The organism is Micromonospora sp. NPDC002389 (assembly GCF_040296095.1).
Taxonomy (GTDB): Bacteria; Actinomycetota; Actinomycetes; order Mycobacteriales; family Micromonosporaceae; genus Micromonospora.
This window is the reverse complement of the sequence record NZ_JBEOWP010000001.1, coordinates 567698-582347: the sequence shown is the minus strand read 5'-3', so window position 1 is coordinate 582347 and position 14650 is coordinate 567698. Positions and strand designations below refer to the sequence as shown.

Sequence of the window (14650 nt, the reverse complement as noted above, 5' to 3'; positions counted from 1 at the left end):
CGTGAACACCCGGCTCCGCCCGCAAGCGCCCGGGAACACCCGGCTCCGCCCGCAAGCGCCCGGGAACACCCGGCTCCGCCCGCAAGCGCCCGGGAACACTCGCGCGCCCGCCGGTGTTGTGCGAGCGTCAGGGCAGTGGTGCGAACTAGGGGGTGGGCCGAGATGGATCTTCTGGCTGAGTACCGGCGGGCGACCCTGTTCTTCGAGTCGGGCGACCCGAGCGGAGCGGCCCGGCTGCTCGAACCGATCGTCGAGGCCGAGCCCGACAACTCCGCCGTCCGCCAGTTGCTGGCCCGGGCGTACTTCCAGTCGGCCCAGCTCCGGCGGGCCGAGGAGCAGTTGCAGGAGTTGATCGACCGTAACCCCAGCGACCACTACGCCCACCACGTGCTGGGCCGGACGCTGGAGCGGCTGAACCGCTACACCGACGCGCTGCGGCACCTGCGCATCGCGGCGGCCATGCACTCCGCCAACGACGACTACACGACCGCGCTGCGGCGGGTCGAGACCCGGGTCGGCGGCGGCCGCTGAGGCGGCGTACGCGACACGACGACGAGAGGGCGGCCCACGGGCCGCCCTCTCGTCGTCTCCGGGCCCTGCCGGGGACGTGCCTACGATGGCCGTATGGGAGCCGACCGGACGGTGGACGGGGCATGAAGCTGAAGCTGGACCTGCACGACATCTTCAACAAGGGCCACGACATCGACCGGGCGCTGCGCGGGATCATGGACGAGGCGGTGGCGAAGAAGGCCACCCTGGTCGAGATCATCCCGGGCAAGGGCTCCGGCCAGCTCAAGAAGCGGGTGCTGCGCTTCCTCGACCAGAAGGACGTCAAGCAGCTCTACCACCGGGTCGAGAAGGACTCCAAGAACTTCGGCCGCCTCTTCGTGCACTTCCGCTGGAAATAGTCCCGACACGGCGCACCAGCGGGCGCCCGGACCGCACCAGCGGGCGCCCGGCCCACCGGCCGGGCGCCCGCTCACAGCGGATAGGTGCGGGCCACGGCGAGCATCTCGGAGCTGTGTGAGCCGGCGACGCCGACGTCCGGCGGGCGGGGCCGGAAACCGGGTACCGCGTCGAGACCGTCGCTGGCGTCCATTGCGCGGAACGCGACCTGCGGGGCCTTCGGCGCGACGGTCAGCGTGATCTCGATGCCCTCCGGTGGCGGGGCGTGGAAGACCACCCCGAAACCCCACCGGCCGTCGCGCACCTCGACCGGCACCGGCCGCCCGGCCACCGCAGCGTTGCGGACCGTCGCGGTGGACGTGTCCACGTGCAGGGTGGTCAGGCGTACCGGGCGCTGCGGGGTGAGTCGTAGCCGCAGGGTGCGCTCGTCGGCGGTGCCGGTGTCGGCGAGCACCTCCAGCCGGGGCGCGGGCAGGTCCGCCGCCTGGGCCGGGCCGGCGAGCAGTTCCTCGGCGCCGATGCCGGGGAACTCGTCGGCGATCCGGACCGGCCCGTCCACGTACTCGCCGGTCCAGGGTTGCGGGGTCGACTCGTGACTGAGCCAGCGGGCCGTCCCGGAGTCGGTGTCCAGGGCGTACATCAGGTGGGTGGGCACCGGGTGCGCGGCGTCGAACCGGTCGACGGCGAAACCGGTGCCGGCGAGGACCACGGTGGCCAGCGCGGCGGCACCGGCCGGCAGGGCGCCGAGCCGGCGGGCCCGCAGCGCCACCATGCCGCGCTGTCCGCCGGCCTCCGGATGCAGCAGGTCCACGACCGGCAGCGCGGCCAGGCCGAGCAGCACGGCGAAGAGGGCGGCCACGCCGCCCATGCCCATGCCGAGCGCCGGAAAGAGCAGCACCACGGTGGGCAGCAGCACGATCACCGCCACCGCCGCGCCGAGGGTGACCGCGACCACCGGCACCGGGCCGTCCCGCCGGGTGGCGACCGCGACCAGGCCGGCGAGCGCGCCGGCCAGCGCGGGCAGCGTCGCCAGGTACGCCCCGCCGGGCACCAGGACGGCGAGGAGTACGCCGAGCAGCGCCAGCCAGCCGAGGCCGCCGACGGCCAGCGCGGCGGGGCCGACCCGGCGACGGGTGAGCGCGTACCAGGTGAACAGGACGGCGGCGGCGAGCGCCAGCACGGCGAGTCGATAGAGGGTCGGCCGGTACGGGTCGAGCAGTTCGGCGTACCCGGGCCGCAGGGCGGTGACCGCCGCCCAGAGCAGTTGTGCGCCGACCGGCGCGACCACGATCGGTACCAGCCCCAGCGCGAAGCCGGCGGCCAGCCGACCGGTGGTGACCCGGCCCCGGCGGCGGGCCAGCCAGCCGAGGACGACGACGGCCGCCAGCGCCAGCAGTGCCAGCGGCAGCACCAGCGTGCCGGGGTAGCGGACCAGCCCGCCCGGCACCGGGAAGTAGGTGGCGTCGTGGCCGGCTCGCAGGTCACCGAGGTCGATCGTGCCGAACTCGCGGGCGAGTCCCAGCGTGTTGTCGCCGTGGTGCTGGAGGCTGGCCCGGTCCATCGACTCGGGGGTGTCCAGCGGGGTGTGATAGATCGCCCCGCCGTCGAGGTACGCCGAGTTCAGCCCGACGAAGTCGGCGTCGAGGAAGGCGGTGAAGTCGGTGTCGTTGGGCAGCGCCCGGTAGACCTCCACGGCGAACGAGGTGCCCACCGGATGGGGTGCGGCCCGACCGAAGACGTCGACCAGTGCGGCGTTCCGGGGCGACGTCTCGAACATGATCACCGGCCCGGTGCGTCCGCGCGCCTCCAGGTTGAGCACCACGCCCTTGCCGGCCGCGAGCGGGTGCTCGGTGGCGAAGGCCGACGCCCCGCAGAGGCACGCCTCCTCGGCGTCGGTGAGCACGAACACGATGTCGTTGCGTGGGGCGGGGCCGTCGGTCAGGGCGCGGGCCACCTCCAGGATGGTGCCCACACCGGCGCCGTCGTCGTTGCCGCCCGGGCCGGTCTGCACCGCGTCGTAGTGGGCGACCAGGAACACCGTGCCGGTGGAGGCGGTGCCGGGCAGTCGGGCCACCACGTTGCGGACCCGGGCCAGGGTGGCCCCGCCCGCCGCTCCGCTGAGCTGACCGGCCTCTTCGGCGACCGTGTCCTGCACCTCGGTCTGCAGACCGAGACCGCGCAGCACCGTCTCCAGGTGGGCGCGGACCTCGTCGTTGGCCGGGCTGCCCGCCACGTGCGGCCGACTCGCCACCTGCTGCACGTGCGCGTACGCCCGTCCGGCGCTGAACGCGTCCGCCGCCGCGTCCGTCGGACGGGGTGCCGGGGGCCGGATGTCGAGCAGCGCGGTGGTGCCGACGGCGACCAGCGCGACGAGTGCCGCGAGCGCGGCCAGGGGCCGCCGGGCCGGTCGGGAGAGGGCACGGTCGGCGGCGGGGCTGGGGGGTGCGCCCACGGGTGGCTCCTCGAAGGGTGGGACCTGGGGTGGACATCATCCTCCATGCCGGGCCGGGCCGCCCCCTCGTGTTGTGTGCGAACGTTGTCTAATACAGGATCAGCAGGGCACTCGGAAGGAGCCCGACATCGCCAACGACCTCCCGCCCGTGGCGGCGGTGACCCGGCCGCACCGGGGGACCGGTATGACCGGTCCCTCCGTCGTGTCGTGGCCGTATCCGCAGGGTGGTCTCGGGGGCAATCCCAACCTGCCGCCCGGCGAGCGACTCCGGGTGCTGCTGGTCGAGGACGACGAGGCGGACGCCTTCCTCGTGGGCGAACTGCTCGCCGAGACGAACTCGGGAATCGACCTGCTGGTCGCGACGAGCCTGCGCGAGGCCCGCAACCGCATCGCCGGGGTCGACTGCGTCCTGCTCGACCTGGGGCTGCCCGACGCGCAGGGGCTGGACGGGCTGCGGCAGGTGCTGGAGATGTCCGGCAGCGCGGCGGTGTGCGTACTCACCGGGCGCTCGGACGAGCACCTGGGCATCGTGGCGGTCGCCGAGGGAGCACAGGACTACCTGGTCAAGGGCCAGGTGGACGGGGTGCTGCTGACCCGGGCACTGCGGTACGCGGTGGAACGCAAGCGGGCCGACGAGAACGCCCGCCGGCTGCGCGAGGTGGAGCTGCGCCAGGCCGAGTCGGCGCGTCTGGAGCGCGGCCTGCTGCCCCAGCCGCTGATGTCGACCGACCAGATCGCGGTGCACACGTTCTACCGCCCCGGCCGGCACGCCGCCCTGATCGGCGGGGACTTCTACGACGTGGTGCAGACCCGCCCGGACCGGGTCGACCTGATCGTCGGGGACGTCTGCGGACACGGGGTGGACGAGGCGGCGCTCGGCGTCGAACTGCGGGTGGCCTGGCGCGCGTTGGTCCTCGCCGGAGTGCCCGACGACGAGGTGCTGCCCGCGTTGGAGCAGGTGCTGATGAGCGAGCGCCGTCTCCAGGAGATCTTCGCCACGGTCGCGGCGGTCCGCCTCGACCTGGCCGCCAACCGGGCGACGGTACGCCTGGCGGGCCATCCGCCGCCGGTGTTGCTCACCGGTGGGCGGGTGGTGCCCGTGCCGGCGCCGGGTGGTCTGTTGCTCGGCGTACGGCCGCGCCGGCCGGTCGCCTTCGACCTGGAGTTCGACACCGATGACTGGTCCCTGTTGATGTACACCGACGGTCTGATCGAGGGCCGGGTGGGCGATGGTGACGAACGCCTCGACGTGCCCGGCCTCACTCGCCTGCTCGCCGAGCCGGACAGCCGCCGACTTCCGCTCTCCGAGGTGCCGGCCTGGCTGGTGGGCCGGGCCGAGCAGCTCAACGGTGGCCCGTTCGCCGACGACGTGGCGATGCTACTGGTGTCCCGGGGCGGTGGCCGATGAACCTGGCGGCGAGTACGTGGACGCTGCGTCGCCGGGTGCTGGCGATGCTCGGTGTGGTCGGCGCGATCCTGCTCAGCGTGGCGGGGGCGGAGGCCGTCGTGGCCTCCAAGAACCGCGAGTACACCGACGTGCTGCTGTTGCAGGTCGGGCCGCTGCGGGTGCAGGGCCAGGAGATGCTCAACTCGCTGCTCGACCAGGAGACCGGGGTACGCGGGTACGCGGTGACCGGAGACCTGGAGGACCTGGCCCCGTACGAGCAGGGGTTGGCCCGGGAGCGGGCGACGGCGCAGGAGATCCGGGAGCTGTCCGGCAAGTACCCGGAGATCGTCGCGGACCTCGTGGTGGTCGAGCAGCAGGCGCAGGAGTGGCGGCGCACCGTCGCCCAGCCGGTGATCGACACGACGAACAGCAGCGGCACGGCGGCCGGGCAGGCCCTGTTGACCGACGAGAGCCGCCAGCGGTTCGACCAGCTACGCACCTCGGTCGCCGCGTTGCAGGACGAGATCTTCACCGCCCGGGAGGCGACGGTCCGGGACGTCGAGCGGACCGGCAACATGCTCGTCGTCCTGCTCATCGTCGCCGCGCTGGTGGTCGCGCTGGCCGGTATCGCGCTGCTGCTCTCGCTGGACCGGATGGTGCTGCGCCCGCTGACCGCGTTGGCCGGGCAGGTCCGCCAGGTAGCGACCGGCGACTACTCGCACCGGATCTCCGGTGCCGGCCCGCCGGAGTTCCAGCGTCTCGGCGAGGACGTGGACGCGATGCGCCAGAAGATCGCCGCGGACCTGGCCGAGGTACGCGAGGCGCGGGAGCGGATCGAGTGGGTCAACACCCAGTTGCAGAAGCAGGCGGAGGAGCTGACCCGGTCCAACCGTGACCTGGAGCAGTTCGCCTACGTCGCCTCGCACGACCTGCAGGAGCCGCTGCGCAAGGTGGCCAGCTTCTGCCAACTGCTCCAGCGGCGGTACGCCGGCCGGCTCGACGAGCGGGCCGACCAGTACATCGCCTTCGCGGTGGACGGCGCGCAGCGGATGCAGCGGCTGATCAACGACCTGCTGGCGTTCTCCCGGATCGGCCGGATCACCGCCGGGTTCACCGAGGTGGACCTGAACCGCCTGATGGGTGAGGTGTCCGCGCAGACCGAACCGGCCCGTCAGTACGCCGACGCGGAGTTGACCTGGGGCGACCTGCCGGTGATCCGGGGCGAGGAGCCGCTGCTCACCAACCTGCTGGTGAACCTGGTCAGCAACTCGGTGAAGTTCCGCCGCCCGGACGTCACGCCGAAGGTGCACGTCTCGGCCCGGCTGGTCGACGACGAGTGGGAGATCACCTGCCAGGACAACGGCATCGGGATCGAGCCGGAGTTCGCCGAGAAGATCTTCGTGATCTTCCAGCGGCTGCACGCCAAGGACGCGTACCCGGGCACCGGCATCGGACTGGCGATCGTCAAGAAGATCGTCGAGTACCACGGCGGCCGGGTCTGGGTGGACACGGACGTGCCCGAGGGCACCGCGATCCGCTTCACCCTGCCGGCACTGCCCGCCGACATCGAGCGCGCCAGGCACGCCGCCAGCGCGGACGGATCGGCCGCCGACGCGGCGTCGGACGCCGATGGGGCCGAGCCGGAGGCGGCGCATCGGCCCGGTGACGGGCCGTCGACGGCCGGTGTCCCCGGCGTCGACGCCGCGTCGTCGCGCGGTGCCGCAGCCGGATCGGGTTCGGAAACCCCAGGTGACGGCGGTACGGTCGGCGAAGAGGTGGGTGCGGGGCGGCCCTCGTCCGGTGTCGCTCAGCGCACCGGCGGGTCGACCGACGACGGTGGACCGCAGGCCCCGGGCGGGGCATCGGGCAACGGAACTGGTGGCATGAAGGAGGCGGTGAGATGACCGCGCCGGCTGACGGCAACAGCCCGATCGAGGTGCTGCTGGTCGAGGACGACCCGGGTGACGTGCTGATGACCCGGGAGGCGTTCGAGGAGCACAAGCTGCGCAACCGGCTGAACGTGGTCTCCGACGGCGCCGAGGCGCTGGCCTACCTGCGCCGCGAGGGTGAGTACGCGGACGCGCAGATGCCGGACCTGATCCTGCTCGATCTGAACCTGCCGCGCCGGGACGGCCGGGAGGTGCTGAAGGAGATCAAGAAGGACGAGCAGCTCTGCCGGATCCCGGTCGTGGTGCTCACCACCTCGCAGGCCGACGAGGACATACTGCGCAGCTACCAACTGCACGCCAACGCGTACGTGACCAAGCCGGTGGACTTCGAACGGTTCATCACGGTGGTCCGGCAGATCGACGAGTTCTTCGTCAGCGTGGTGAAGCTGCCGCCGCGTGGCTGACACCCTGGTCGACGACGTCGCCGGGCTGCTGCGGGAGACCGCGGACCGGGTGGTGCTGCCGCTGTTCCGGCACCTCGACGCCGCCGACGTGACCGAGAAGGCCCCCGGTGAACTGGTCACCGTCGCGGACCGCCGCTCCGAGGACATGATCAGCGCCGGGCTGCGCCGGCTGCGCCCCGGCTCGGTGGTGGTCGGTGAGGAGGCGGTCGCCGACGACCCGGACCTGCTGCGTCACCTGAGTTCCACGGGCGAGGTGTGGCTGGTCGACCCGATCGACGGCACCGCCAACTTCGCGTCCGGCAAGTCTCCGTTCGCGTTGATGGTCGCCCTGCTCACCGACGGTCGGGCGAGCGCGGCCTGGATCCTCGACCCGATCGCCGGGACGCTGGCCACGGCCCGGGAGGGCGCGGGCGCGTACCTGGACGGTGGGTTGGTGCGTCTGCCCGCCGACTCGCCACCGGTCGGTGAGCTGCGGGGGGCCGCGATGACCAAGTTCCTGCCGGCATCGTCCCAGCGTACGGTCGTGGCCGGTGGCTCCCGGATCGGCGAGTTGCTGCCGGGCCAGCACTGCGCCGGGCGCGAGTATCTCGACGTGCTCGCCGGGCGGCAGCAGTTCGTGCTGTTCTGGCGCACCCTGCCCTGGGACCACGGCCCCGGCACACTGCTGGTGCGGGCCGCCGGTGGGGTGGCCCGTCGCCTCGACGGCACCGACTACCACCCGGCCGACACCGAGCCGGGTCTGCTGGTGGCCGCCAGCGACAAGATCTGGACCGAGGTGCACAACACGCTCCTGGCGCCCTGACCGCCAGGTCTACCGCCCGCGCACGGCACGACCGACGTGAATGCGAATGCGGTGCGTGAGGGCGTGGTGTCGGTGTGTCGACGGTGCGGCCCGTGCGGGGTTCGGGGGCGTGGTTCTGCGGGTCCGGTCCGGTATCCTGACCGGCGGTCTTCGCCAGCAGGCCGCCGACCGGCGCCGGCGGCGGCCGCCGCCGCGCAGCGCCTCCCCGGGGGCCGGCGGCCGACGGAAGGATGCTTTCGTGCGCAGGTCCATGCCCATCGGGCGGCGGGTTCTCCGGCCCCTGATCGCCCTGCTCGCCGCAGTGGCGCTGCTGTTCGGCCTCGGTGCCGTGCCGGCGTACGCCGAGCCCAACGAGGGGGGCAGCAAGAAGCTGCGGGACGCCCTGGAGTCGACCGCCAAGGCGCACATCGAGGCCAAGCGGAAGCTCGAAGGCTCGGAGAAGCGGCAGAAGCAGATGGCCACGCAGTTGGCCGACGTGGAGGGCCGGCTGGGCGAGCTGACCGACCTGGTCGGCGAGGTGGCCGCGCAGTCCTACCGGGTGGGTCGGCTGAGCGCGGCGGCCGCGCTGCTGGACAGCGGCACCCCGGAGGCCTTCGTGCAGCGGGCTGCCAGCCTCGACATGATGGCCCAGCGGGACGGTCGTCGGGTGCGCGAGCTGACCGAGGCCCGCGAGGAGGCCCGGCAGGCCAAGCTCGCGATCAACGCCGAGGTGCGCGAGCAGCGCAAGCAGCTCGCCGTGATGGCCAAGAAGAAGAAGGAGGCCGAGACGGCCCTGGCCGCGGTCAGCTCCGGCGGCAGCGGCGGGTTCAGCGGCGGCAACTCCAGCTCGGCCAGCCCGGCGCCACGCAACTCCGACGGCTCCTGGCCCGGTGAGTCGTGCTCGGTGAACGACCCGACCACCTCCGGCTGCATCACCGCGCGCACGCTGCACATGCTCAACCAGACCAAGGCCGCCGGTTACAAGCGGCACGTCTCCTGCTACCGCAGCGGCGGCTCGGGCGAGCACCCGAAGGGCCGGGCCTGCGACTTCTCGGCTGCCACGAATGGCTTCGAGGACCGCACGGCCACCGGCGGAGACAAGGCGTACGGGGACAGCCTGGCCGCCTGGCACGTCCGCAACGCGGACCGGCTCGGCATCCTCTACGTGATCTGGTATCGACAGATCTGGCACCCGGGGACCGGCTGGCGGGCGTACGGCGGCAGCGGCAGTCCGGCGGCGGACCACACGAACCATGTTCACACCTCGATGTACTGACCCGTTGCCCGTCTCCTGCTGCGTACCATCGCCACGATGAACTCTCCATCGCCTGAGGTGGCGGTGCCCGCCGTGCCCTCCGAACCGGAGGCACCCCGGGCACTGCCCAACGGGCTCGCCGCGTTCCTGGTCTTCTACTCCAGCGGAGCCGTCCTGGTCCTGGAGACCGCCGCGCTGCGCCTGGTCGGGCCGTACGTGGGGGTCACCCTCCAGGTCACCAGCTCGGTCATCGGCATCGCGCTGGCCGCGATCGCGTACGGGGCGTGGGCGGGCGGCTGGCTGGCCGACCGGCGCAACCCGCGTACGCTGCTGGCGCCCGCGCTGGTGCTCTCCGGCATCGCCACCGCGATCACCCTGCCGGCGGTGCGGTACGCCGGTGAGGTGCTGCGGGGCGGCGCGGAGAGCGCGATCCTGCTGCTCGTGGTGGTCGCCGTGTTCGCGCCCGCGATGTTGCTCTCCTCGGTCAGCCCGCTGGTGATCAAGCTTCAGCTCGCCGACCTGCGCCGGACCGGTCAGGTGGTCGGTCGGCTCTCCGGCATCGGCACGCTGGGCGCCGTGACGGCCACCCTGGTCACCGGCTTCGTGCTGGTCGCCGCGCTGCCCAGCACGGTCATCCTGTTCGGGCTGGCCGCCTCGCTCGGCATCACCGGCATCGCGCTCGGGGTGTACCTGCACCGGCAGGACCGGGCGAGCCTGCCCGGTCCGGCCCGGACCAAGGCCGCGTTGGCGGTGCTGGGTCTGGTCGGCGTGGGGCTGACCGTGGTGGCCCCGGATCCGTGCGACGTGGAGACGGCGTACCACTGCGCCCGGGTGGAGGCCGATCCCGGCCGGTCCACCGGGCGGACGCTGCTGCTGAACTCGGCTCAGCACTCGTACGTCGACCTCGCCGACCCGACCCACCTGGAGTACGCGTACACCCGGTGGATCGGGGCGGTGGCGGACGTGCTGGCACCGGAGGGGCAGCGGCTCGACGCGTTGCACCTGGGCGGCGGCGGGTTCACCGTGCCGCGCTATCTGACCGCCACCCGGCCCGGCACCGACAACCTGGTCTTCGAGATCGACGGCGGGCTGGTCGAGCTGGGGGAGCGCCACCTCGGCGTACGCCAGGGACCGGACCTGCGGGCCGAGGTGGGTGACGCCCGGATGCTGGTGGCCGCGCAGGGCACCGACACGCGGGACTTCGTGGTCGGCGACGCGTTCGGGCATCTGGTGGTGCCGTGGCACCTGGCGACCCGGGAGATGGCCGCCGAGGTGCGGCGGGTCACCCGGCCCGGCGGGGTGTACGTGCAGAACGTGATCGACTATCCGCCGCTGCGCTTCATCCGGAGCGAGGTCGCCACCGTCGCCGCCGAGTTCCGGCACGTGGCGCTGATCGCCCCTCCGGAGGCGCTGGCGGGGGAGCGGGGCGCGAACTTCCTCATCGTCGCCTCGGACGCGCCGCTGCCGTTGGCCGCCGTGCGGGCCCGGCTGGACGACCGCAACGAGGCGGTCAGCCTGCTCTCCGGCGGCGACCTGACCGACTTCGTCGGCGACGCACTGGTGTTGACCGATGACTACGCGCCGGTGGACCAATTGCTCGCGACCGCCTGATCGGGTGAGATCGTGACCGAATCCGATTAGAAAGGTGTAGGCGGGTTCGCGTCGGGCAACAACGGCCACCATGGGTGGTGGCCAACGCAGGGGCACGCAACTGCTCGGTGAGCGGTACCGGTTGATCGAGCAGGTCGGCACCGGCGGCATGTCGGTGGTCTGGCGCGGCTACGACGAGGTGCTCGGCCGTCAGGTGGCGGTCAAGGTCCTCGCGTCCCGGCTGGCCAGCGACCGGGCCTTCCGGCACCGGATCCGGATCGAGGCGCAGGCCGCCGCCCGGCTCTGCCACCCCAACATCACCAACGTGTACGACTACGGGGAGTCCGAGCAGGTCGGGCTGACCGTGCCGTACGTGGTGATGGAGCTCATCGACGGCGCTCCGCTGACCGCGCGGCTGCGCCGGGACGCCCGGCTGCCCTGGCGGGAGGCGGTGACGGTGGCGGCGGAGGTGGCCTCCGCGTTGGCCACCGCGCACGCCCGGGGCGTGGTGCACCGGGACGTCACGCCCGGCAACGTGATGCTGACCCCGACCGGCGTCAAGGTCGTCGACTTCGGCATCTCGGCGCTGGTCGGAGAGAGCGAGAAGGGACCGGACGGCACCCTGCTCGGCACGCCCGCCTACCTCGCCCCGGAACGGCTCGACAACGGCCAGGTCAGCCCGGCCACCGACGTGTACGCGGTCGGGCTGCTGCTCTACCGGATGCTCACCGGGCGGCTGCCCTGGGAGGCGAAGACCACCACGCAGATGTTGCGGGCGCACCTGTACCGCGATCCCGAGCCGATGCCGGACGTGCCGGGGCTGCCCGACGGTGTCGCCGAACTGGTGCACCGGTGCCTGGCAAAGCGCCCGCAGGACCGGCCGCGCACCGCCGAACTGGCCCGGTGCCTCGCCGAGGCGGTCGGCAAGGTGACCGCGCGGGCCGGTGACGAGCGACCCGCCGCGCCGATGCTGCTGGCCAGCGTCGGCACCACGATCCTGCCCTGGTCGGCGGCGACCGGCGCGCTGCCCTTCGCCGGCCTGCGTACCCGCCGCGCCGCGACCCGTCGCCGCCGGATCGAGGCGGCGGTGGCCGCCACCGCGTTGATCGGCGTGACCGCGATGGTCTGGACGCTGACCGCGCGCAGCCCGGCCAGCGGCGGCATCGACCAGCCCACCCAGGCCCGGATGGGCACCGAGCAGACGATCCCCTGCCAGGTCAGCTATGCGTTGCGGACGGACTCGGGCACCGAGTTCACCGCCGAGCTGAGCCTGACCAACTCCGGTGAGCGGGAGCTGCGCGACTGGACGATGAGCTTCACCTTCCCCGGGAAGCAGCAGGTGACCAAGGCGAGCCCGGCACAGGCGCGCCAGCAGGGGCGGTCGGTCGCCGTGCAGCCGGCGCCGGAGAAGCCGGCGCTGGCACCGGGCGCCACCGAGAAGATGAGCCTGACCGGCCGGTACACCGGGCCGAACCCGCTGCCGTTGGAATTCCGGGTCGGCGACGCGCGGTGCGGGGTGCAGGTCTCCGGGGTCGCTGGCAGCACACCGGCCGCCGGCAAGCCGGTGAAGGCCACCACCACGACGTCGAAGGGTTCGGGCGGCTCCGGTGGCACCAAGGCCAAGAGCGGCCAGGACAAGAAGCCGGCCGGGACGAAGACCAAGTCCGGCAAGGACAAGCCGGGCAAGGACAAGCCGGGCAAGGACAAGTCCGGCAAGGACAAGCAGCCCGGCAAGGACAAGCCGAAGAAGAAGGGCAAGCCCGGCAAGGGGAAGAGCTGACCTCAGGTGACCAGGGAGAATCGCTGTACGTGCTCGATGGTCCCCTCGATGATGACCGTGCTGTCCCGGACCAGCTCCAGGCCGTCGGAGACGTATCGGTAGCGGCTCTCGCCCGGCGGTTTGACCCCGATCACGCGTACGCCGTAGCGGTCCAGCAGCCGTACCTCACTGACCGCGTGCCCCACCAGTGACTCGGGTACGCGCAGCTTGGCGATGGCGAACGCGTCGTCGAACTCCATGAAGTCGAGCATCCGGCTGACGATCAGGTGGGCCAGCCGCTCGCCGGTCTCCGCCTCGGGGAAGATCACGTGCTGCGCGCCGACCGAGGAGAGGATCTTCGCGTGCTGCGCGGAGGTGGCCCGCGCCCAGATCTGCGGTACGCCGAGTTCGACCAGGGCGAGCACGGTCAACACGCTGGCCTGCACCGAGGCGCCGATGGCCACCACCACGCGTTGCAGGTCGGCGACGCCGAGCTGGCGCAACGCGTCCTCGTCGGTGGCGTCGGCCTGGGCCACCTCATCGAGCTGGGCCGACCACTTCTGCACCTGCTGCGCGTTGCGGTCGATGGCCAGCACGTCGTGCCCGAGGGCGCTGAGCGACTCGGCCAGGTGACAGCCGAAGCGGCCGAGCCCGATCACGGCGATGGTCTCGTCGTCGGATTTTCTAGCCGACAATGGGTTGCTCCTCTGGGTAGCGGTAGAGCCGGCGGCGGGTATTCAGGGCGATGGCCGAGCCGAGGGTGAGCGGGCCCACCCGGCCGATGTACATCAGGACGGTCAGCAGGAACACTCCGCCGTCGTCCAGCGACGACGTCAGCCCGACCGTGAGTCCGGTGGTGCTGAACGCCGAGGTGATCTCGAACAGCGCGCTGTTGAGGGGTAACCCGTCGGTGAGCAGAATCAACACACTGGTGCCGGCGGCCACCATCGCGACGCTGAGCAGGGTGACGGTCAACGCCTGGCGCTGGCTCGACGTGGCGATCCGCCGGTGCCCGACCGTCACGTCCGGCTCACCCCGGATCTCCGCCCACATGATGAAGGCGAGCAGGAAGAACGTGGAGACCTTGATGCCACCGGCGGTGCTGGCGCTGCCGCCGCCGACGAACATCAACCCGATCAGCAGCGGATAGCTCTCCTCCCGCAACCGGTCGATCGGCATCACCTCGAAGCCGCCGGTACGGGAGAGCGTGATCTGGGTGAACGCGGCGTTCACCTTGCCCGGCATGTCGTACTGGCCGATGGTCCACGGGTTGGACCACTCGCTGGCCAGCAACATCACGAACCCGACGGTCACCAGCACGACGCTGCCCCAGATGGTCAGCTTGGTGGCCACCGCCCAACGCGCCGGCCGCCGCCACTCCCGGACCGCCTCAAACAACGCCGGGAAGCCCATCCCGCCGACGATCGAGCCGATGGCCAGCGGCAGGGTCACCCAGGGGTCCCGGGCGAAGGCCAGCAGTCCATCGGAGTAGAGCGAGAAGCCGGAGTTGTTGAACGCCTGGATGGAGTGGAAGGACGCCGACCAGAGCGCCCGTGGCAGCGGGTAGTCGTAGCCGAGCCAGAGCCGGGCGGTGACCAGGACCGTCATCACGGCCTCGCAGGCCAGCACCGTAGCGCCGATGTGCATCAGCAGCCGGCGGACGTCGCCGAGCCGGTACTCCAGGGTCTCGGCCTGCACCAGCAATCGGTTACGCAGGCCGAGCCGCCGGGACACGGTCAGGACCACCAGCGCGGCGAGCGTCAGGATCCCGATGCCGCCGATCTGGGTGAGCACCGTGATCACCACCAGTCCGGTCTCGGACCAGTAGTTCGGCGTGTCGGTGACGGCCAGCCCGGTGACCGAGACCGCCGAGGTGGCGGTGAACAGGGCGACGAGGAAGGGGGCATCCTGGTGCTGGAGCGTCATCGGGCCCAGCATCAGCAGGCCGGTGCTGAGCAGGATCGTCACCAGGAAGCCGACCGGCACCAGCCGTACGGGGTGACGAAGGAACCGGCGCACCAGACAATCTTCCGATTCCGCCCGGTTCGGGGTGTGGGAATCGAGATCCCGAGCTTCCACCAGACACTCAGGCGCACCAACCACCGGTCAACCGTGCGGCAGTATGCCGCTGTCCGCTGTCCGCTGTCCGCTGTCCGCTGTCCGTCGC

Annotated in this window: 12 protein-coding genes; 9 read left to right on the top strand and 3 right to left on the bottom strand. The window is 72.1% G+C overall.

All coding sequences use genetic code 11. The features are described from left to right. The first annotated feature begins 162 nt into the window (after window positions 1-162). Window positions 163-531 (top strand): tetratricopeptide repeat protein, encoded by a 369-nt coding sequence (locus ABT008_RS02685; protein ID WP_350692992.1) that lies wholly within the window; start codon window positions 163-165, stop codon window positions 529-531. Window positions 532-653: 122 nt separating this feature from the next. Then, on the top strand, window positions 654-908 hold the full coding sequence (locus ABT008_RS02680; RefSeq protein ID WP_013736060.1) for a Smr/MutS family protein: 255 nt from the start codon (window positions 654-656) through the stop codon (window positions 906-908). 71 nt (window positions 909-979) lie between these two features. On the opposite strand, the gene ABT008_RS02675 is transcribed toward ABT008_RS02680, so the two are convergent. Beyond that, window positions 980-3358 carry a M28 family peptidase gene (locus ABT008_RS02675; RefSeq protein ID WP_350692990.1) on the bottom strand — a complete coding sequence of 793 codons (2379 nt, stop codon included), beginning with the start codon at window positions 3356-3358 and terminating at the stop codon, window positions 980-982. A gap of 157 nt (window positions 3359-3515) precedes the next feature. On the opposite strand from ABT008_RS02675, the gene ABT008_RS02670 reads away from it, so the two are divergent. The 7 genes from ABT008_RS02670 to ABT008_RS02640 all read left to right on the top strand — a co-directional run bounded on the left by ABT008_RS02670 (window position 3516) and on the right by ABT008_RS02640 (window position 12504). Then, complete coding sequence (locus tag ABT008_RS02670) at window positions 3516-4766, top strand: PP2C family protein-serine/threonine phosphatase (protein ID WP_350692988.1); 1251 nt, start codon at window positions 3516-3518, stop codon at window positions 4764-4766. After that, on the top strand, window positions 4763-6649 hold the full coding sequence (locus ABT008_RS02665; RefSeq protein WP_350692987.1) for a sensor histidine kinase: 1887 nt from the start codon (window positions 4763-4765) through the stop codon (window positions 6647-6649). Before ABT008_RS02670 ends, ABT008_RS02665 begins: the two co-directional genes overlap by 4 nt. After that, window positions 6646-7098 (top strand): response regulator, encoded by a 453-nt coding sequence (locus ABT008_RS02660; RefSeq protein ID WP_350692985.1) that lies wholly within the window; start codon window positions 6646-6648, stop codon window positions 7096-7098. Before ABT008_RS02665 ends, ABT008_RS02660 begins: the two co-directional genes overlap by 4 nt. Further along, window positions 7091-7900 (top strand): inositol monophosphatase family protein, encoded by an 810-nt coding sequence (locus tag ABT008_RS02655; RefSeq protein WP_350692984.1) that lies wholly within the window; start codon window positions 7091-7093, stop codon window positions 7898-7900. The genes ABT008_RS02660 and ABT008_RS02655 overlap by 8 nt, the downstream gene beginning before the upstream one ends. A 238-nt stretch (window positions 7901-8138) precedes the next feature. Beyond that, window positions 8139-9155: a coiled-coil domain-containing protein gene (locus tag ABT008_RS02650; RefSeq protein ID WP_502890325.1), complete on the top strand. Its 1017-nt coding sequence runs from the start codon at window positions 8139-8141 to the stop codon at window positions 9153-9155. 36 nt (window positions 9156-9191) lie between these two features. Beyond that, window positions 9192-10745: a fused MFS/spermidine synthase gene (locus ABT008_RS02645; protein ID WP_350692982.1), complete on the top strand. Its 1554-nt coding sequence runs from the start codon at window positions 9192-9194 to the stop codon at window positions 10743-10745. Between the two features lie 70 nt (window positions 10746-10815). Then, window positions 10816-12504, top strand: coding sequence for a protein kinase domain-containing protein (locus ABT008_RS02640; protein WP_350692981.1), 1689 nt, complete (start codon window positions 10816-10818; stop codon window positions 12502-12504). A gap of 2 nt (window positions 12505-12506) precedes the next feature. Here the strand turns inward: ABT008_RS02640 and ABT008_RS02635 are convergent, their stop codons facing one another. After that, window positions 12507-13178, bottom strand: a complete 672-nt coding sequence (locus tag ABT008_RS02635) for a potassium channel family protein (protein ID WP_350692979.1) — start codon at window positions 13176-13178, stop codon at window positions 12507-12509. After that, the gene (locus ABT008_RS02630; protein ID WP_350692977.1) at window positions 13168-14502 is read right to left on the bottom strand and encodes a TrkH family potassium uptake protein; all 1335 of its coding nucleotides are present in this window, start codon (window positions 14500-14502) and stop codon (window positions 13168-13170) included. The genes ABT008_RS02635 and ABT008_RS02630 overlap by 11 nt, the downstream gene beginning before the upstream one ends. Between the last annotated feature and the right edge of the window lie 148 nt (window positions 14503-14650).